General features: G+C 72.0%; 20 protein-coding genes. 12 read left to right on the top strand and 8 right to left on the bottom strand.

What is annotated here, in order from left to right; translation table 11 throughout:
• Positions 1-66: 66 nt before the first annotated feature.
• Positions 67-2,160, top strand: a complete 2,094-nt coding sequence (locus QJS33_RS17690) for a DUF262 and DUF1524 domain-containing protein (protein ID WP_306369105.1) — start codon at positions 67-69, stop codon at positions 2,158-2,160.
• On the opposite strand, the gene QJS33_RS17685 is transcribed toward QJS33_RS17690, so the two are convergent.
• Positions 2,114-2,788 (bottom strand): hypothetical protein, encoded by a 675-nt coding sequence (locus QJS33_RS17685; protein ID WP_306369104.1) that lies wholly within the window; start codon positions 2,786-2,788, stop codon positions 2,114-2,116. The genes QJS33_RS17690 and QJS33_RS17685 overlap by 47 nt on opposite strands.
• Before the next feature lie 269 nt (positions 2,789-3,057).
• Between QJS33_RS17685 and QJS33_RS17680 the strand changes: the two genes are divergently transcribed.
• From QJS33_RS17680 to QJS33_RS17670, 3 genes are read left to right on the top strand one after another with little or no spacing between them, the layout of a single operon-like run.
• Positions 3,058-3,789 carry an NUDIX domain-containing protein gene (locus QJS33_RS17680; protein WP_306369103.1) on the top strand — a complete coding sequence of 244 codons (732 nt, stop codon included), beginning with the start codon at positions 3,058-3,060 and terminating at the stop codon, positions 3,787-3,789.
• A complete protein-coding gene (locus QJS33_RS17675) occupies positions 3,786-4,931 on the top strand; it encodes a 5'-methylthioadenosine/S-adenosylhomocysteine nucleosidase (RefSeq protein WP_306369102.1) in 1,146 nt (381 codons plus the stop codon). Before QJS33_RS17680 ends, QJS33_RS17675 begins: the two co-directional genes overlap by 4 nt.
• Positions 4,928-6,916 carry a hypothetical protein gene (locus tag QJS33_RS17670; protein WP_306369101.1) on the top strand — a complete coding sequence of 663 codons (1,989 nt, stop codon included), beginning with the start codon at positions 4,928-4,930 and terminating at the stop codon, positions 6,914-6,916. Before QJS33_RS17675 ends, QJS33_RS17670 begins: the two co-directional genes overlap by 4 nt.
• Before the next feature lie 248 nt (positions 6,917-7,164).
• Here QJS33_RS17670 and QJS33_RS17665 read toward each other — a convergent pair whose 3' ends face one another.
• The 5 genes from QJS33_RS17665 to QJS33_RS17645 all read right to left on the bottom strand — a co-directional run bounded on the left by QJS33_RS17665 (position 7,165) and on the right by QJS33_RS17645 (position 9,191).
• Positions 7,165-7,317 (bottom strand): hypothetical protein, encoded by a 153-nt coding sequence (locus QJS33_RS17665; protein ID WP_306369100.1) that lies wholly within the window; start codon positions 7,315-7,317, stop codon positions 7,165-7,167.
• Between the two features lie 131 nt (positions 7,318-7,448).
• A complete protein-coding gene (locus QJS33_RS17660; protein WP_306369099.1) occupies positions 7,449-7,856 on the bottom strand; it encodes a multidrug efflux SMR transporter in 408 nt (135 codons plus the stop codon).
• Positions 7,857-7,912: 56 nt separating this feature from the next.
• Positions 7,913-8,233, bottom strand: coding sequence for a multidrug efflux SMR transporter (locus QJS33_RS17655; RefSeq protein WP_306369098.1), 321 nt, complete (start codon positions 8,231-8,233; stop codon positions 7,913-7,915).
• 149 nt (positions 8,234-8,382) lie between these two features.
• Positions 8,383-8,817, bottom strand: a complete 435-nt coding sequence (locus QJS33_RS17650; RefSeq protein ID WP_306369097.1) for a MarR family winged helix-turn-helix transcriptional regulator — start codon at positions 8,815-8,817, stop codon at positions 8,383-8,385.
• A gap of 158 nt (positions 8,818-8,975) precedes the next feature.
• Positions 8,976-9,191 (bottom strand): hypothetical protein, encoded by a 216-nt coding sequence (locus QJS33_RS17645; RefSeq protein ID WP_306369096.1) that lies wholly within the window; start codon positions 9,189-9,191, stop codon positions 8,976-8,978.
• A 129-nt stretch (positions 9,192-9,320) separates the two neighbouring features.
• Here QJS33_RS17645 and QJS33_RS17640 point away from each other — a divergent pair, with 129 nt between their 5' ends.
• The 7 genes from QJS33_RS17640 (at position 9,321) to QJS33_RS17610 (ending at position 15,640) form a co-directional block, all read left to right on the top strand.
• Entirely contained in the window at positions 9,321-9,968 is a 648-nt protein-coding gene (locus QJS33_RS17640; protein WP_306369095.1) for a TetR family transcriptional regulator, read from the top strand.
• 3 nt (positions 9,969-9,971) lie between these two features.
• Entirely contained in the window at positions 9,972-10,367 is a 396-nt protein-coding gene (locus QJS33_RS17635; protein ID WP_306369094.1) for a hypothetical protein, read from the top strand.
• A gap of 353 nt (positions 10,368-10,720) precedes the next feature.
• Positions 10,721-11,803, top strand: a complete 1,083-nt coding sequence (locus QJS33_RS17630) for an ABC transporter substrate-binding protein (protein ID WP_306369093.1) — start codon at positions 10,721-10,723, stop codon at positions 11,801-11,803.
• Complete coding sequence (locus QJS33_RS17625) at positions 11,800-13,533, top strand: iron ABC transporter permease (protein WP_306369092.1); 1,734 nt, start codon at positions 11,800-11,802, stop codon at positions 13,531-13,533. Before QJS33_RS17630 ends, QJS33_RS17625 begins: the two co-directional genes overlap by 4 nt.
• Complete coding sequence (locus QJS33_RS17620) at positions 13,530-14,705, top strand: ABC transporter ATP-binding protein (protein WP_306369091.1); 1,176 nt, start codon at positions 13,530-13,532, stop codon at positions 14,703-14,705. The genes QJS33_RS17625 and QJS33_RS17620 overlap by 4 nt, the downstream gene beginning before the upstream one ends.
• On the top strand, positions 14,689-15,162 hold the full coding sequence (locus QJS33_RS17615) for a cob(I)yrinic acid a,c-diamide adenosyltransferase (RefSeq protein ID WP_306369123.1): 474 nt from the start codon (positions 14,689-14,691) through the stop codon (positions 15,160-15,162). The genes QJS33_RS17620 and QJS33_RS17615 overlap by 17 nt, the downstream gene beginning before the upstream one ends.
• A 79-nt stretch (positions 15,163-15,241) precedes the next feature.
• A complete protein-coding gene (locus QJS33_RS17610) occupies positions 15,242-15,640 on the top strand; it encodes an NUDIX hydrolase (RefSeq protein ID WP_306369090.1) in 399 nt (132 codons plus the stop codon).
• A 173-nt stretch (positions 15,641-15,813) separates the two neighbouring features.
• On the opposite strand, the gene QJS33_RS17605 is transcribed toward QJS33_RS17610, so the two are convergent.
• On the bottom strand, positions 15,814-16,209 hold the full coding sequence (locus QJS33_RS17605) for a hypothetical protein (RefSeq protein WP_306369089.1): 396 nt from the start codon (positions 16,207-16,209) through the stop codon (positions 15,814-15,816).
• Complete coding sequence (locus QJS33_RS17600) at positions 16,209-16,970, bottom strand: TetR/AcrR family transcriptional regulator (protein WP_306369088.1); 762 nt, start codon at positions 16,968-16,970, stop codon at positions 16,209-16,211. Before QJS33_RS17600 ends, QJS33_RS17605 begins: the two co-directional genes overlap by 1 nt.
• A 457-nt stretch (positions 16,971-17,427) precedes the next feature.
• Here QJS33_RS17600 and QJS33_RS17595 point away from each other — a divergent pair, with 457 nt between their 5' ends.
• The gene (locus QJS33_RS17595) at positions 17,428-18,579 is read left to right on the top strand and encodes a hypothetical protein (RefSeq protein ID WP_306369087.1); all 1,152 of its coding nucleotides are present in this window, start codon (positions 17,428-17,430) and stop codon (positions 18,577-18,579) included.
• The last annotated feature ends 77 nt before the right edge of the window (positions 18,580-18,656 follow it).

The raw sequence follows: 18,656 nt of genomic DNA, 5'->3' as shown, positions 1-18,656 counted from the left end.
GGTCCAACGCGTCCGTACAGAATCCGCGAAGGAGCACACCCCCGACCAGAAAAAGGTGCCCGCACTGTGAAGGCCTCCGAAACCCGTCTGCTGGACCTGCTCAAGCAGGGCCACCAGTTCGTGATCCCGATCTACCAGCGCGCGTACTCCTGGTCCGCCAAAGAGTGCGACCAGCTGATGGCGGACATCGAGCGCACCGGAAGCGACGACGCGTTGAAGTCGCACTTCACCGGGTCGATCGTGTACGTGGAGAAGGGGCTGTCGAACCTGACGACCCAGGAACCCCATCTCGTCATCGACGGCCAGCAGCGGATGACCACGGTGATGCTGCTGATCACGGCCCTGGCGCGCGTCCTGGAAGCGCGTCCGGAGGGCGAACGGGAACCGCGCAAGGGCTACTCGCCCCAGAAGCTGCGCAACCGCTACCTGGTGAACGACGACGAGGACGGTGAGGACTACTTCAAGCTCCTGCTCTCGGAAAAGGACCGGGAGACCCTGAAGGCGATCATCGGCGGCACCCCTCTTCCGTCGGACGCCTCGGAGAGCGTGGCCGACAACTTCCAGCGTTTCCTGGCCCACCTCGGCGATCCGGGCACCGACCTCGGGACCGTCTGCGACGGTCTGGCGAAGCTGGTCGTCGTCGACATCCGGCTGGACCGCACGTCGGACAACCCGCAGCTGATCTTCGAGTCCATGAACTCGACCGGGCGGCAGCTGACGCAGGCCGACCTCATCCGCAACTTCGTGCTGATGGGTGTGAGCCCGACCCTCCAGGAGAAGCTGTACACCACCTACTGGCGACCGATGGAGACCGATTTCGGCCAGGCCGCCTACGAGAAGCAGTTCGACGACTTCGTACGGCACTACCTCACGGTCAGGACGGGCGAGATCCCGCGCTTCGGAGATGTCTACGGGGCGTTCAAAGCACATGCGCGGACTTTCGCCCCCGGCGACGGGATCGAGCCCCTGGTCGGTGAACTCCATGCCTACGCACGGCGGTACTGCGCCGTCGCCCTGGGCCAGGAACAGGACAAGAGGCTCGCCGAGGCGTTCCAAGACCTTCGGGAGATCAAGGCGGACGTGGTCTACCCGCTGCTGCTGGAGCTCTACACCGACTACGAGCTCGGCCTCCTCGAACGCGACGAACTGGTGTCGATCGTCGACATGGTCACGTCCTACATCTTCCGCCGCGCCGTCTGCCGTGTACCGACGAACTCGCTGAACACGACGTTCAGCACCTTCACCAGGGCGATCGACAAGGAGCGGTACGTCGAGAGCGTCCAGGCGCACCTGCTGGGGATGAAGAGTTACCGCGCCTTCCCCACCGACGAGAAGTTCGAGCGCGAACTGACCACGGGCAACATGTACCACTTCAAGCGCAGGTCGTATCTTCTGCGCCGACTGGAGAACTTCGGCAGGAAGGAACATGTCTCGATCGAGGATTACACGATCGAGCACATCCTGCCGCAGAACGAGAACCTCTCGGAGCGGTGGCGGGCGGAGCTGGGCCCGGACTGGGCCCAGGTTCAGGAGCGCTACCTGCACACACTCGGCAATCTGACGTTGACCGGCTACAACTCCGAGTACAGCGATCGCCCGTTCGCCGAGAAGCGGGACATGGAGGGCGGTTTCCGGGACAGCCCGCTCCGATTGAACAGGGGGCTGGGCGCCCAGGACACCTGGAACGAGCAGGCCATCCTGGAACGTGCCGGCCGCCTGGCCGCCCAGGCGCTGGAGATCTGGCCCCGGCCCGCAGCACCGGCGGACGATCTGGCCCTCGACCTCGCCGCTACCGCCTCCGGGTACACCATGGCCGACCACCGGAACCTCGCCGACCCGCCCCTGCGGTCCCTGTTCGAGAAGTTCCGCGCCCGGGTCCTCGACTTGGACGAGTCCGTCACCGAGACGTTCCTGAAGGTCTACATCGCCTACAAGGTCGAGACGAACTTCGTCGACGTGGTCGCGCAGACCGACCGGTTGAAGCTCACCCTGAACATGCCTTTCGAAGCGCTCCACGACGAACGCGGCCTGGCCTGGGACGTGACCGGCAAGGGGACGAGGGGCAACGGCAACATCCAGGTCATCCTGGACTCCGAAGAGAAGCTGGACCACATCATGGGCCTGGTGCGGCAGGCGTACGAGTACCAGGTCGGCGAGTAGCCTGCCGGAGGGGGCATGCCACGGGCCGCCACCGCGGCCCGTGGCATGCCCCCTCAACGGGCGCCGGACCGGCGGTCTCCCCGTGTTCTCGTGAAATACCGACGCCCAGGTCCCTGCGCATGACCGAACGCAGTCTTCCGATGTGGACCCAGACCTCCTGGCGCTTCGCCTCGGCCGACTCGCAGGTCTCCCCCGGCCTGCTCCTGCCCTTGTCGATCCGCTTGATCAGACCGAAGAAGTCGAGCAGGCTCCTGTTGACGTCGGAGGCGACCTCCAGGATCTCTTCGTTCAACGCGAGCTGCGCCTCGGCGTAGCAGTGCCGGTAGGAAACGCGGGCCCGGTCCAGGGCGGCCCGCTCCTCGTCCCGCGGCTCGTCGGCCTCGACGGCCTTCAAGAGGTCGGTCAACGCGGCGAGGAACTCGCGGGCCTCGGAGTTGAGGGCCACGTAGCCGGACCGGCGCTGCTCGTCCCTCGGTTTCTCCTCATCGGATCTGGCCTGTTGCAGACGCACCCGCTCCGCGTGTTCGAGTTCCCGGGCCTTGGTCCGGTGCGCGAAGACCTGGGTGGTGAGCGCCGGCACCACGCTGCCGACCGCCCCTGCCAGGCCACCGATCACGATCGGGGCCATCTGTCGCGTTCCCACCCTTCGTCCCGCTGTCGTGCTCCAGGTTGCCATGCGGCCCCGGGCGCCCGGCCGTCGGCTGCGGAGGACGGCGTTCGCCGGCATCGGAAGACGGCCCGCCTCGCGCTTGAACAACAGCGAAGAAATCCACACAAGAATCAAGGGGAACAGGGGCACCAGAACCCCCGATCGGCACACCATGAAATCAAGTACCCGTGGGCACCAATTTCCGGGAAAGTCTTTTTGTTGAACTGACAAAAAGCTAGGCTCGGTGCATGCCCAACGAAGTCTGGCGACCACCCCCCGTGCTCCTGACCGTGGACCTCGTCATCCTGACGTTGCGTTCCTCGGCCCTGCACATCCTCCTCATCCAAAGAGGAATCGAGCCCTATAAAGGCCAATGGGCCCTCCCCGGCGGATTCATCGCGAATTCCGGCGAAGACGTATTCGACGCCGCATGCCGCGAGCTCCGGGAGGAGGCCGACCTCGACGCGACCGAGCTCCACCTGGAACAGCTCGGCGCCTACGCGCACCCCGACCGCGACCCCCGGGGGCGCATCGTCTCCGTCGCCTACCTCGCCATCGCCCCCGGCCTGCCCGAACCCGAGGCCGGGACCGACGCCTCGGCGGCCGCATGGCACCCCGTCGAGGAATTCTCTTCGGGCCGCGCCGCGCTCGCCTTCGACCACCACCGGATCCTGAACGACGGCTTGGAGCGCGCCCGCTCCAAGCTGGAGCACACCGCGCTGGCCACGGCCTTCTGCGGCGAGACCTTCACCCTCACCGAGTTACAGCGGGTCTACGAAGCCGTCTGGGGTTTCGAGCTCGACCCGCGCAACTTCTACCGCAAGGTCCAGGCGGTGCCCGGCTTCCTCACCGCCGTCGGGCCGGACCGCCGCCCCACGAAGGGCCGTCCCGCACGGCTGTTCCGGGCCGGCCCCCTGCGGGTGCTGCGCCCTCCGATGATGCGCCCCCTCCCCCTGATCAGGAGTGAGAACGAACGATGAACGACGACATCGTGGTCGTGTTGACCGCGCTGAACCTCGAATACGAGGCGGTACGGGAACGCCTCCTCGCCCCCGAGCCCTACCACCACACGAGGGGCACCCGGTTCGAGATCGGCACCCTGCCGGGCGGCCGCGGCCGTGTCGCCCTCGGGCTCACCGGCAAGGGCAACCAGTCGTCCGCGGTGCTGGCCGAGCGGGCGATCCACGAGTTCTCCCCTGTCGCCCTGCTGTTCGTGGGCGTGGCCGGGGCCCTGTGGGACACGCCGCTGGGCGACGTGGTGGTGGCGACGCACGTGTACGCCTACCACGGCGGGACCAGCGAGGACGACGGGCTCAAGGCCCGGCCCCGCGTGTGGGAGTCCCCGCACGGGATCGGGCAGACGGCCGCGCACCTGGCCAGAACCGGTGAATGGTCCCGCCGCACGCCGCCGGACCGGCCGCGGCCCGGGGTGCACCAGGGCCCGATCGCCGCCGGGGAGATCGTGCAGAACTCCTCCGTCTCGCGTGAGGCCGAGTGGATCCGGCGGACCTACAACGACGCGTTGGCCGTCGAGATGGAGGGTGCCGGTGTCGCCCAGGCCGGTCACCTGAGCGGATCCCCGGTGGCGATCGTACGCGGCATCAGCGACCGGGCCGACGGCACCAAGGCGACCGAGTCGGACCGGTCCTGGCAGCCGATCGCCGCCGCCAACGCCGCGGCCTTCGCCCTGGCACTCGCCGAAGAACTCATCGCACAGGAGGACTCCCCCACCATGCGCAAGGACGACCACAGTCGTGACGGCGGCAGCGTCACCAACACCGCCCACGGGAACGTCGGTATCCAGGCAGGCCACGTGAGCGGCAGTACGTTCCACGTGTCCTTCGCCGCCTCCGAGGAGGAACCGGGCGACGTGGCGGACCGGCTCACCTTCCTGCGGGAGGAACTGGCCCGGGAGCACTCGGCCGGGAACATCGACGGGGACACCCACGAGGCGGCGTCGGCCGAACTCGACATCGCCGGCAAGGGGATCGGGGAGGGGACCCCCGAAGGCCGGAAGGTGTCGGTCCTGGCCCTGAAGCGCCTGCGCGGCCTCATCGGCGAGTTGGCATCGCTGGCCGCGAAGGTCGGGGCACTGATCACCGCGGTGAAGGGGCTCTCGTGAACGGATCCGGCACCTTCGACACCACGAACACCGCCGAATCCGGTTCCCACGTCGGGATACAGGTCGGGCAGATGCACGACTCCCACGTCTATTTCGTGGGGCCCGACGACCCGCCCGAGCGCGACTACGAGGTCGGACGCGGCTACCTCGCCGACGGCGTCCCGAGCAAGGCGAGGAAGCACCTGGAAAAGGCCCGCGCACGCGGCCTCAACAGCTCCGGGATCCACTTCCACCGGGCCCTGGCCGTCCTCAGCAAACGCTCCTACCGGGACCTCACGAAGGAGGACCGGGAGGTTCTGAAGGATCTGTCGGCCCACGGGGCATCTACCGGCCGCGACGCGTGGAGGCGGGGCCTGGGGGTCGTCTCCGCACTGCTGTCCTGCGTGGACGGCTCCGGCGGCGACGCCGAGGCCGCGACGGCCGAACTGAACTCCCTGCCCGCCGTGCAGCGGGACCTGATCCTGCGCCACCTCGACCTGGTCCTCACCGGGAGCATGAAGCAGTCCGTGTGGCACCGGGTCAGGGACAACGCCGAGAAGACGCGGTTCTCCAACGACCGGGTGGACCGCGTCTGGGCCTACTTCGAAGCCGAGCCCGCGGGCGCAAGGGCCGAACCCCCGGAGCCGCAGACGACCGATGGGCGGGACGTCTTCGTCGGGGTGCTCCTGGCGGCGGCGTCCCTGGGGCCGGTGGTGGTCGTGACCGGCTCCTCCTTGACGCAGGGAAGCCCGGCCGCGCTGCTGGCCTGCCTCGCCCTGTTCGCCTTCGGCCCGGTCGCGGGGTGGCACGTGGCCGCCTGGCACCACAAGTACCGGCGCAGGCTCGCCCTGGAGCGCGCCTACGGTTACGGGCGCTCCCCCGCCCCTCCCCCCGAAGGGGGGTTCGCCGATCAGGTGGAGCGCTGGTTCGACCACTACTTCGACAAGTACGCACCCGACCTCTCCGACCGGTACGCCTGGTCGGCGCGGACGAGGGGCGTGCGCCGCTCCCTCCGCGACGAGGTCGTCCGGACCTACCGGGAGCAGGGGGTCGAAGCGGATCGGGTGAAGTGGCTGGTCCGGTTCCTGGTGCGGGACGTCCGACGGCGTCTGCGCGCCGGAGAACCCATAGAGCCGTACGAGATCCACCGCGTGGATCCGGCGGTCAAGGTGCGCTGCGCGGTCCTGTGCGCGGCCACGGCCGCCGCGATGGCCGCGGTCGCGGTCACCGCGTTCCAGCAGGCGCCGGTCTCCACCGTGGGCTGCCTGTTGCTCTCGGCGGTCGCCGCCAGGTTCGCGGTCCCCCTGTGGCTGAGGATCCACAGTGAACGCCTGCGTGTCATCGAGCAGGACCGGGAGCGCGAGGCCGTCCGCACCGCCCGCGAAGCGGAGTACAGGCGCTGGAAGAGCAAGCTGGACTCCCTGCGCCCCCGCGAGGAGGAGATGGAGGCCTGGCTGAGCGCGGACAAGGCCCTGATCCTCGACGAGACCCTGAAGAACCACCGCCTGGGCTGGCACGAGGTCGTCGCCCACGCCTTCCTGCCGACCCCGGAACGGCCCTGCGAGTCGGCGCGGGAACGCGGGGGCCCGTGGCGCTATTCGAGGTACGAGATCAGGGTCTTCCTGGTCACCGAGGAAGGCGTCCGGGAGGCCACGGCCGTCCTCGACTTCTCGCGGTCCCGGTGGCGGACCAGGTCGCGGAAGAACTACCGGTTCGACGCGGTCTCCTCGGTGCACGTGGAGATAGCGAGCACGCGCCGCTACACCCTGAACATCACCCTGAGCAACGGTCCGGCGGAGAGCATCGTGGTCTCCGAGGCACCCGGCCGCGACGCGGTGGCGGACGAGGAGGCGGAGGCCGACGCACCGGACGTCGACCTCGACGCCGCCGGGTTCTCCCACGCGCTCCGCGTCCTGGAAGGCATCGCGGCGGAGGGCAGGCCGTGGTTCGGACGTGCGGCGGCTCCGCCTTCCGCCGATCCGTCGGACCCGTCCGCGGCCGCCTGAGCCCCGGACCGGGCTGTTCGGCCCTTCGGGATCCAGGGCCCCTGGCCGGGGAAACCGAACCAGGCCGGGGCCCTGCCGTGTCGAAGAGGTCGTTCGGGCGTCGAGCGCGCCGGAGGTCCCGGCCGGTCCGCCGGTCCGGAGGACGGGAACCTCCCTCCGGGGGGTTCTCGGAGGCATCGGGCGGTCGGGACGGCCCCGGCCGCCCGCACGGTGGACCTCATCGAGGCCCGCGCACACGGGTCCGCCGTTCAGGCCTTGTGCCGCAGGGCCACGCGGGCGAACGCCCGGCCCCGGACGGTCGGCGCGGAGCCCCGGCGGAACGACGACTTCGACCACCGGCCCGTGTTCTCCGGCACCACCCACACCTCGTACATGGCGTCCCAGGCCGCGTTGAAGTCCACGGGCAGGCCGTTTCCCCGACCCGCCGTCCCAGGCCGTTCAGGACCGCGGCGACGGCATACGGCCGAGCGTGGAGAACACGGGTCCCGCTCCCGGCACGCGGTGCCGGGAGCGGGACCCGGGGGCCGGAACGTCAGGCCGTGGCCCGGGTGCCTCGCACCGTGACGCTGTCGGAGAGCTTGAGCCAGACGACGCCGCCGATGATGACCGCCAGCCAGAAGGCACGGACCGGGGTGAGGACCTCGTCGAAGAAGACCGGGCCGAGGAGCGCGGCGCCGACGGCGCCGATGCCCGCCCAGACGGCGTAGCCGATGCCGACGTCGATCGCCTTGAGGGCGACGCTGAGGAAGAACAGGGTCAGCAGGAAGAAGACGATGGCCGAGGCCGACCAGGCCAGGACGGTGAATCCTTCGCTGCCGGCCACACTCAGCGCGTAACCGACCTCGAACACTCCGGCCAGCAGGAGCATCAGCCAGGGGCCCGTTTTCCTGTCGGTGCTCCCGTCGGCGGGGGCGGTGGGACCGGTGGTGGGCGTGTTCATTTCTGTTTTCCTTCCAGAAGGGTGGGGGTGGTTCCTGGGTTCCGGGGGTCCTCCGGTCACGCAGCGCCGCTGAGCTGGAGCCCGACGACGCCGCCGATGACCACCGCGATGCCCAGGGCCTTACGCAGGTCCAACCGCTGGCCGAGGAAGAGCGCTCCGATGACGACGATTCCGACCCCGGCGACGCTGGTCCAGATCGCGTAGCCGACTCCGACGTCGAAGGTGAGCAGGGCGAGGCTGAGGAAGAAGGTGGCGGCCGCGCCGCTGGCGAGGGTGGCGACGGTCCACCACAGTTCGGTGAAGCCCTGCGCCTTGCCGGCGAAGATGCCCACGGCGACCTCGAAGATGACGGCGATACCCAGGTAGAGCCAGCTCATGACGGTATTCCTCTCGGTTCTTTCGGTGGAGAAGCCCTCACGGTTCCGGGACGAACGGGACGGACCGGAATGTTTATATGCATGTACATGCAGATACTTGGGCGCAACGCGGGATCGCGGGGGGCGACCCGCCGACGCCGCGGGTCGGATCAGGGCGCGACCAGGGCCCCGATCTCACCGAGGACGCGCCCGAGCACCCGTGCGTCCAGGTGCGGGAAGTGCGCCTCCGCCCCGCCGAGGAGCCCGCGCACCCTGTCCTCGTAGGGACCCCGGGCCTCGGCCAGCAGCGCCTCGCCCTCCGCGGTGATGACCGCGTAGACGCCGCGCCCGTCGTCCTGGCAGACGTCGCGTTGCGCGACGCCCTTGGCCTCCATCCGGCTCACCAGGCGCGTCGCCGAACTCTGACTCAGGCCGACCCGCTGCGCCAGGTCGTTGACCCGCAGTTCCTTGGCCTGTTCCCGACTCAGGAAGGCCAGGGCGCGGAACTCCGTGAGCCCGATCCGGTAGGTGTTCGCGAGCCACTTGTCCAGGTCGGCGTCGACCGCGGACGCGAACGCCGCCACCTTGGACCATGCGGCGCTCACTCCGTCCTCGAATGGGACCGGCGGGACAGATGAATGCATGTGCATGCAGCTAAGCTAGCACGAGTCGGGCCCGCGCACACCCCCGCCCTCCGCCGGGCTTGCGCCTCCCCGCCGGCAGGGGACCTCCGGCCCCGGCCGGATGCGGCGCGGAACACGTCTCAGCGGTCGGGCCCTCCGTGCCTCGCGGTGTCGGTGAGGCAGTTCGCGAGGCGGCGGTCCACACGGACGCCGTACACCTTGTCCAGGTACAGGTCGCAGGCCGGCTCCAGGCGGCGCCACAGCGGGGGCGAGGCGCCGACGGGTTCGGCCCGGACCGCGCACAGGACGGGATCGCCACGTCGGGGGAACAGGGCCGGTGGGGTGGAACCGTACATGCCCGTGACGCCACCGGCCCGGCACGGACCGCACAGGGCGTTCGGCCGAGCTCGCCGGAGCCGGGCGGCGAGCGGGTTCCCGGACCGGCCCCCTTGACACGAATTGAACGACCGTTCAATGATATGAACATGCGTTCAAAAAGCGCCCGAAGCGGCGATGACCGCTCAACCGAAATCCGTATTCGCGATGCCGCAATCACCCTTTTCGCCGAGCACGGGGTCGCCGCCACGAGCGTCCGCGCCATCGCGGCCGCGGCCGGCGTCGCCCCGTCCCTGATCATCCACCGGTACGGCTCCAAGGAGGCCCTGCGCACCGCCTGCGACGAGTACGTCGCCGAGGCGCTGCGCGAGCGCAAGAGCGAGGGCATGCGATCGGGCCCGCTCCTGGGACCGCTCGCGACACCGCACGAGGCCCGCGGCGGCCCGCCCGTCCGGCGCTACCTGGCGCGAACGCTCATCGACGGCTCACCACAGGTGTCCGCCATGATCGACACCCTGGTCGACGACGCCGCCCGGTACATGGCCGAGGGGGTCGAGTCCGGCCTGCTGAAACCCACCGAGCACCCCTACGGGCGGGCCGCCGTCCTCGCCATCTGGTCCCTGGGCGCGCTGGTCCTCCACGAGCACCTCGAACGCCTGACCGGGGCCGACCTCCTCGCGGACCAGGACGACCCCGCCGCGATCGCGGCCTACACCGGTCCCGCGACGGAGATGCTGACCCGGGGGATCACCGCCGAGCCCGACCCGGGAACACCCGCCGGACAAGAGAAGGAATGAAGCATGTTCGCCTCGGAAACGACCGCCCTCTTCCTCGGCAGAATCCTCTTCGCCTATTTCCTGGTGGCCGGGATCGGGGTCATGGCCTCGGTCCGGTTCTACGCGGACCTCGGTGCGCAGGCCGACAGGTCGGACCCGCTGGCGGTGAACATCTCGGGGATGCTCCACTTCCTCATCGGCGCCGCCATCGTGTCGGCCCACCTCGCCTGGGACGGCCTGCTCGCGGTGATCGTCACCCTGATCGGGTTCGCCTTCATGCTCCGGGGCGCCGCGTACCTGGTCGTGCCCGGCCTGGTGCTCAGGGCCTCCACGACGTCCACGGCTCGGCTCCGCCTCTCGGGCGGGTTCCTCGTCGCCGTCGCCCTCCTCCTCGGGTACCTGGGGTTCCTCGCCCCCTGAGCACCCGGGCCCCGAGCCGGCGGGGCCGGAGAACACGGCTCCGCGGGGTCGCCGGGGCAGGGGACCCGGCCCCGGCCGGTTCGGACCCGTCGTCGCCGCAGCGGTCGGGCATCCGGGGGCGGGGCCCACCGGCAGGCGCGCACCGCCCGTCCGGCCGCCCCGCGGGCCGGCACGCCCCGCTCGGGTGAACGCCGGGTGAACGCGGAGCCGACGGACCCTCCCCGGGGCCGGGGCCCGTCGTCGAATCGTCGTTTCGGAATCGCGCGGGGGTCGATCGGCTCAAGCGTCCTGTTCAGGGCCCTCGACGAACGTGGGGCGTGTCGGTCAGCCGCCCCCCGAGAGGAACCACGACCATGTCCCACTCCGAACGCACCGTCGCCGCCACCGCGGCCGGCCTGCTCGCACTCGGCCTGAGCGCCTGCGCTCCGGGCGGGCAGGCCGCCCCCGCGAACGGCGCCGACATGCTCCCCTCCTCCGAGTGCACCGTGGAGGACGGGCCGCTGCGCGTCTACCTCAACCCCTGGGGTCCCACCCTCAGCGACCGCTTCACCGAGGACACCGGCATCCCCGCGGAGATCGCCGACCTGGGCGGCGGCGAGATCCTCGCCCGGATCGCCGCCGAGGCCAACAACCCGCAGTGGGACGTGGTCGTCCTCGACGGCCACGGAAGCCTGGAGGCGCTCCGGGAGCAGGGCGCCCTGCTCTCCGACCACCCGCTGGAGAACACGGGGAACCTCGACGAGGAGGGGACCGCACTGATGCCGCAGGACCGCGCATGGGTGCCGATCAGCCGGCACGCGGCCGCCGTCATCGCCTACAACACCGACGCCGTCGCCCCGGACGAGGCCCCGCGCTCCTGGTCCGACCTGACCGACCCGGCCTTCGCCCCGGTCGGCATCGCCGACCCCGCCGTCGCGGCGCCCGCCTACCCGATCGTCTCCTGGTTCTTCCAGGACCTCGGCCGGGCCGAAGCGGAGGAGTACTTCGGGACCCTGGCGGGCAACGGTCTCAACACCTACGAGAAGAACGGCCCCGTGGGCCAGGCGCTGGCCTCCGGCGAGGTGCCGGTGGCGGCGTTGCAGGAGCAGAACGTCTACGGCCTGATCGAGTCCGGCGAGCCCGTCGACTTCGTGTGGCCGCAGGAGGGGGCGCCCGGTGTGGTCCGGGCGGTCGCGATCAGCGCCGACACCCCGCGTCCCTGCGCCGCGCAGACCCTGGTGGACTGGCTCCTCACCCCGGAGACGATGGGGCACCTGATGGCCGAGGGCGGGGACGACGGCATCATCAGCCCGTTCGTGTCCGGAACGGACACGTCCTCCCTGCCGGAGGCCCGTCCCGAGGACGGGGAGCTGCTGCTCACGGAGGCCTCCTTCGCCGCCGAGAACGAGGCGGACATCAAGAACTGGTTCGCCGAGCAGTCGTTGCGGTCCCGGTGACCTCCCTCCTGGAGCGCACCCGCGGAGGTGGGCGCAGGCGGGGCGCGCCGGAGAACGCCCTGGGCTGGGCGGTGCTCGCCCTGTTGGCCGTACTGGTCGGGCTGCCGCTCCTGTTCGTCGTGGTCCAGGGCGTGGCGCCGGGGCTCGGGCTGGAACGCGACTGGAGCGTGCGCCCCGATCTGCTCGGCGAGATCGTCCGGCGGCCGCTGTGGCAGGCGAGCCTGGCGAACTCGCTCACCCTGGCGTCCGGGGCGATGCTGTTCGGCGGCGTGCTGGGCACGGCCCTGGCGTTCCTGCGCCACACCGTCGCCTTTCCCGGGGCCCGGCTGCTGGACGGGGTCGCCTGGGCCCTGCTGGTGAGCCCGTCCTTCGTGCTGGCCCAGGGCTGGGTGCTCTTCGCCTCGCCGAGCGGGGTGGCGGTGAACACCCTGGGGGTGGACCCGTCGCCCCTCGTCTTCTCCCCCGCCGGCCTCGTCGTCATCACGGGCCTGGTCAAGTACCCGTTCGCCTACCTGGCCGTCTCGGCGGCGCTCCACTGGGACGACCGGTCCTACCGGCAGGCCGCGGCGCTGTCCGGGGCACGGCCGTGGACGGTGCTGCGCACCGTGCGCGTCCCGCTGCTCACACCCGCTGTGGCGGCCGGCGCCATCCTGGTGTTCGTGGACGTGCTGGGCGACTTCGGACTGCCCGCCGCCCTCTCCGCCGCCTACCCGTACCCGACGCTGCCGTACTCGATCTACGCCTCGGTCCGCCAGAGCCCGGTCAGTTTCGAACTGGGCGGGGTCCTGTCGTTCTACCTGGTGGTCGTGATCAGCGCCGCGGTCCTCCTCTACCTGCGGGCCGTGCGGGGCTCGCGCTACGACTTCCTGACGGGGAGCGCCGCCCCGGCCTCGCCCCCGCCCGCCCGGATCCCGGTGCTGTGGAGCGGGCTCACGGCGCTGCTGGCGGCGTTGACGTTCGGGGTGCCCCTGGGGACCTCCCTCCAGGTCTCCTTCAGCCGCACCCTGCACGGCGGTCTCACCCCGGAGAACATGACCCTGGAGCACTACGCGGAGATCTTCGCGGGGGGCTCGCGGATGCTGGAGGGGCTGGCCAACTCCCTGTCGATCGCGCTGGCCGCCGCCGCGGCCACCACCCTCCTGGCGTTCCTCACCGGCGTGGTGCTGACGTTCACCCGCTTCCGCGGCCGGTTCCTGATCGACGTCGCGGGGACCGTGAGCCTCGCAGTGCCGGGGATCGTCCTGGCCGTGGGCTACATCTTCCTGTGGAACCAGCCCGTGCTCGCGGACCTCGGGCTCGGCCTGTACGGGCACCCCGCGCTCCTCGTGCTGGCCGGGACGGCGGGGGCCCTGCCCATCGCCGTCCGCCTCCAGCTGGGCGCCCTCGCCCAGGTGCCGCCGGGGCTCCTGAACGCCGCCGCCCTGAGCGGGGCACGCCCGGCGACCCGGCTGCGAACGGTGCTGGTGCCGCTGGTCGCACCGGCGCTCGTCTCGTCCTTCGCGGCCGTGCTCGCCTCCGGCATCTTCGACCTGGCCGCGACGACGATGCTGGCGCCGCCCTCCTTCGCGACCCTGCCCGTCGAGATCCTGGCGGAGTACGACCGGGGCGGATACGGCTACGCCACAGCGGGGGCCGTCGTCAGTGCGGCCCTCGTCCTGCTGCTCACGGCGGCCTCGTCCGCCATCGGCCGCCGACTGCTCGGCGGCCCGCCCTCCGGGAGGAGAACATGATCGGATCACAGGACTCCGTCCCCCTGCGCCTGCGGGGACTCGGCATGCGTTACGGGAACGGTGCGTGGGTACTGCGCGGTGTCGACACCACGGTGCCCGCGGGCACGACGCTGGCGGTGCTCGGGCCCTCCGGTTGCGGCAAGTCGACCCTGCTGCGCCTGGTCGCCGGCCTGGAGACCCCGGGTGAGGGGGAGGTGCTGCTCGGCGACCGTCCCCTGTCCACCCCCGGCTCGGTCGTCCCGCCGGAGCACCGGGGCATGGGGATGGTCTTCCAGGACTACGCCCTCTGGCCCCACCTGCGGGTACGCGACATCATCGGCTACGGGCTGCGCCACGGGGTGCACCGGACCACGGCGGGCGAACGCGCGTCACGGGTGGCGGAGCTCGTGGAGTTCCTGCGCCTGGGCGGTCTGGAGGAGCGCCGCCCCGTCGAACTCTCCGGCGGCCAGCGGCAGCGGGTCGCGATCGCCCGGGCCCTGGCCACCCGGCCCCGGCTGCTGCTGTTCGACGAGCCCCTGTCCAACCTCGACTCCCGTCTGCGCGCGGAGATGCGCGAGGAACTCGCCCTCCTGCTGCGCCGTCTGGGGACCACCGCCGTCTACGTCACGCACGATGTGAGCGAGGCGCTCGCCCTCGCCGACCGGGTGCTGGTCCTGCACGGGGGCCGCACGGTCCAGGACGCCCCTCCGGAGGAGGTCTTCGCCAGCCCCGTCGGCGGATGGGTCGCGAACCTGGCCGGCTTCTCCTCACGCCTGGTGCCCGAGGGCGTCACGGTCGAGGGTGAAAGGGCGACGGTGACCGTGGCGGGGGTGTCGTTCGAGGGCCGCCACTGCGGCGAGGACGCGGGCGGCGCCACCGGACCGGAGGTGTACCTGCACCCGGACGCGGTACGGATCGACGACGGGGCCGGGGCGGTGCCCGCCGTCGTGGCGTCGAGTGTCTTCGAGGGCCGACACCACCGGGTGCGGGTGCGGGTCGGTTCCGCGGGGACCGTACTCCTCCACTCATCCGTCCCCCACCGTCCCGGCGACCGGGTCGGCCTGCGCGTCGAGGCCGACGGAGCGGTGGTGTTCGGCGGAGCGACCGACGCCCGCCCGTTAGGATCGGCACATGCGGCACAGGACGATGACCGCGGGACCGAGGAGCAGCATCGTGATGCTGTTCACCGGTGAGGGGTGGGGCAAGAGCTCCGCCGCCCTGGGGTATGCGGTCCGCGCCGCCGGCCACGGCTGGCCGACCACGTTCGTCCAGTTCGTGAAGGGCGGCGCCTGGAACCCGGCCGAGGCGGCGCTGAGCACGACCGCCGGTATCCGCTGGCCCGTGTTCGCCACCGGCCTCACCTGGGCGCAGGACCCGCGGGCGCTCTGCGACCGGGCCTGGGGCGAGGCTGCGGCGGCCCTGCGCGCCGAGCCGCCCGGGCTGGTCGTCCTCGACGAGATCACCCATGCCGTCGAGCACGGGTGGCTGGAGGCCGACGCGGTCGCGGAGGCGGTCCGTGGCCGCCACCCGCTCACGAGCGTCGTCCTCACCGGACGCGACGCGCCGGAGCCGCTGGTCTCCGTGGCGGACACCGTCACCGGCTTCGCACTCGTCAAACACGAGTCGAAGAAGGGCATCCTCGCCCCCTGACGGGCCGCTCCCCCGCTCTCGAACCCTAGGACCGGGCCGGGCTCCGCCGCGGCCCTCCCGACCATGCCGTGAGGACACCATGACCGCATCACCCCTGACCGCCGCGGGCGGCATCGTCAGCCGCCCCGGGGGTTCCGGGCCGGAGTTCGTCGTCATCCACCGCCCGCGCTACGACGACTGGTCGTTCCCCAAGGGGAAGGCCGACCCGGGCGAGACCCTGGAGCAGACCGCCCTGCGGGAGGTGTGGGAGGAGACTGCGCTGCGCTGCCGGATCGGCCGGCCGCTCGGGGCCAAGAGGTATCCCGGGAAAGTCGTGCACTACTGGGCCATGACCGTCGAGGAGGCCGAGGTGTTCGAACCGTCGGACGAGGTCGACGCGGTGCGCTGGGTGTCCGCCGGGGAGGCGGGCGCACTGCTCAGCCACGTACAGGACCGCGAGTTGCTGGTCGCCTTCCTCGACGGCGCGGGCCTGCGGTGACGGACGGGCCGGGGGCGGGCGGCCCCGCGGCGCCCGCCGGGCCGCGCCTGCCGGCGGGGCCGTCCGGCACGGGGGTCCGGTCCGGGCCCGGCCCCGGCGCACCACCCGCTGAAGAACCCCGCCCCGCCCGCCCGTCCATTCTCGGGCGGGGCGGGGAGTTCTCGATCCCCCGGTCAGGCGGGGGTGTGCGCGGAGAGCCGCCGGGCGGCGGCCTCGTGCCGGCGGCGCCAGGACTCCGCGAACCGGCCCCCGGCCGCGAGCGGCTCCGCGACCGTCCCGTCCCGATCCGCCCGCCCTCCGGGAAGAGCACCCGGTCGGCCCGCCGGACCGTGGACAGCCGGTGGGCGACCACGATCCTCCGGGTCTGCGGTGTCCGAGCCGTCGGGGTCGGGGAACCGCAAGCTCAGCCGGGCCGTCGGCCCGGTCGGCGCGTCGTCGAAGAGGGTCGGCGAGCTCATGTGCACCCGGTGGTGGTGCGCCGCCGGCCGCCCGGACCCGGTGACGGTCGCCTCGTGTCCCCGTGCGTCCGGGCCCTGGAGGACCGCGCCCTGGGGTCCGCGGCACGCCATCACCGCACCTCCGGCGCCGCGCTCCGCTGCGCGGCGCCCGGGCCGGTGGTGGGCACCAGGCCCCCGCGGCGGACCAGCTCGGCGATGACCTCGTCGACCGGGCGGCCCACGGGGGCGGCGGCGACCAGGCCGCCGATGGCCGCGGTGAGCAGGAGGTGGGCGAAGACCTCACCGGTGACGTAGGGGATCTGTGCGTAGGCGGCGCCCAGCGCGGGGTGCTCGGCGACGATCCGTTCCGCGGTCTCCTCCTGGCGTCTCCTGCCCTCGGGGTAGTCCGCGGCGGACCGGTGGTCCTCGGCGGCGGCCAGGCCGATCGTCAGGGCCGCGGTGGCGTTGGCCAGGACCAGTGCGGCGGCGGAGTCGTGACCGCGCCGTTCCAGCGCCGCCACCTCGGACATCAGCAGGGCGGCCCCGGAGGTCCCGCGCGGGAAGACGGTCTGGAGGTAGTCGGCCAGGCCGGGGTGTTCGAGGGTGAAGTGGCGCAGCTGGGCGGAGAACCCGACCAGGTGCGCCTCGACGTCCTCCTCCGGGTCGTCGATCAGTTCGAGGTCGGCGAGCAGGCTCTCGCCGACCAGCTGCTCCAGGCCCCAGCGACCGTCGACGTGCCGGTACAGCGCCGCGGGTGTCACGCCCAGCCGGGCGGCGACGGCGCTCAGGCTCAGATCCCGCATGCCCAGTTCGCGACCGGCCGCGATGATGTCGCCGACGTCGATGGTGGCGGGGCGCCCGCCGCCGCGGGCGGGTGGACCACTACCGCTCACGAGTTCCGCCTTCCCTGCCCCACGTCTTTAGTGAAACCCCATAACTAAGTGAACCCTACCAAGTACCGGAACACACGTCGAGGGCACCCGGGGAACGGAACGAACATGAAGGAACCTCATATCCGGGAGGTTCCCGCACATGGCGGAACCGGGTGGCCCGCTTCGAGGGGAAGGCGAACAAGAAAATCGAGAATCTTCCGGGGACGCGGAAGAGGTCGCCCCACCCGGCCGGATCCGACCCGCACCCCTTACCGAGGACCCTGACCTGCGGCGATACACCCGCCCCACACCGGGAACCGGATTACCGAGAAGGGGCGGCCGATTCCGGACAGGCACCCTGACCGGCGGATTCGAACTTTCCGTACCCGTACCCTTACAGAATGTCGTAGCCCTCAGGCATACTCCTTACCGTCGGCTCCCCCGTACGAACGAGACTCTCTCCCTCTGAAAGGGTCATGTGACTTCCGCGAGCGCCCTCCCCTCATCCGCCGTCTCCGCCGAGACCCTCGCCGCCCTCGACCGCGAGATCCGGAGGGCTCTCGTCGCCCGTGCGACGGACGAGGAGGAGCTGCGGCTCCAGGACGGACGGCGCATCCGCGGCGGCGACGGCCCCCACGAGTACGTGTTCACCTGCCACCACTGGCCGGACTCCCCCGAAGCCCCCGGCTCCGCCGGGTTCCTCGTCCGGCCGCCGAGCGCCACGGGACCCTGGCACCCGGCCGAGGCCGCCCCCGCGCTGGGCGGGAGGGTGCACGTCACGACCACCGCGGACCTGGGCCCGCAGCCCGGTGACCTGCTGCTGCGCGACGCCGCCGTCCCTTCCCCGGGGGCACCGGCCGAGCGGATCGAGATGGCCGCCCTCCAGCGGCGCTTCGGGGCGCTGGTCCCGCCCGAGACGCTCGCCGAGCGCATCTGCGAGGGGATGCGCGCCCGGATCGAGGAGCTGACCGCGCTGCTGGCCGCGGCACGGGGCCAGGACGCCGCCCGCGACCGACTGGCCAGGGCGCAGGTCGCCGTCGACCGGGCCCGCTTCCGGGAGGAGCGGGTCTCGGCGGAGGTGGCCCTGCGGGAGGCGGAGGCACGCCGGGCCCGCAGGTCGCTGGAACGGGTGGAGAGGGGGCTGCGCTCGATGCGCGCCCCCTCCGGCCCGTTCGCGGCACGCCGGGCCGCCCGGATCGGCCGGTCGGCGGCCCGGGCCCGGGAACTGCGTTCGATGCTGGTCACCGCCCTGCGCGAGCACGAGGCCGCCGCGGAGCGCCTCGTCGAGGCGTCCGGGGCGATGGCCTTCCGCGTCCGGGAGCGCGACCGCGCCCTGGAGGCCACACGCGGCCTGCCCGCGGCCGGGGTGCTGGCCGAGCGGATCGCCCGGGTGGAGCACGAGCTCCGGTGTATGCGGCTCATGGAGGCACCGCCCGTGCCGCCGCGCCCCCGTCCGCCGCTGGAGGACGTCCCGCGCCGGCCCGCGGTGCCCGAGCCCGGCGTGCCGTTGGAGGAGTACGCCTCGGCGGCGGCCCCCCACCCGGCCCCGGAGTCGCACGCGACAGGGCGCCCGTCGCGGCCGGGATGCGTCCCGCCGATGGTCGGGGAGGACCCGGCGGCCGCCGCCTGAGGCACCGGGCGCCGACCTGTGCCCGGCCCGCGGCCGCCCCCGTCACCCCGCTCCCGACCCGTCCCCGCACCGGGAAC

The organism is Nocardiopsis sp. CC223A, from assembly GCF_030766825.1.
In the GTDB taxonomy this organism is placed as follows: Bacteria; Actinomycetota; Actinomycetes; order Streptosporangiales; family Streptosporangiaceae; genus Nocardiopsis.
The sequence above is the reverse complement of the archived record's forward strand: the minus strand, read 5'-3'. Positions and strand labels throughout refer to the sequence as shown.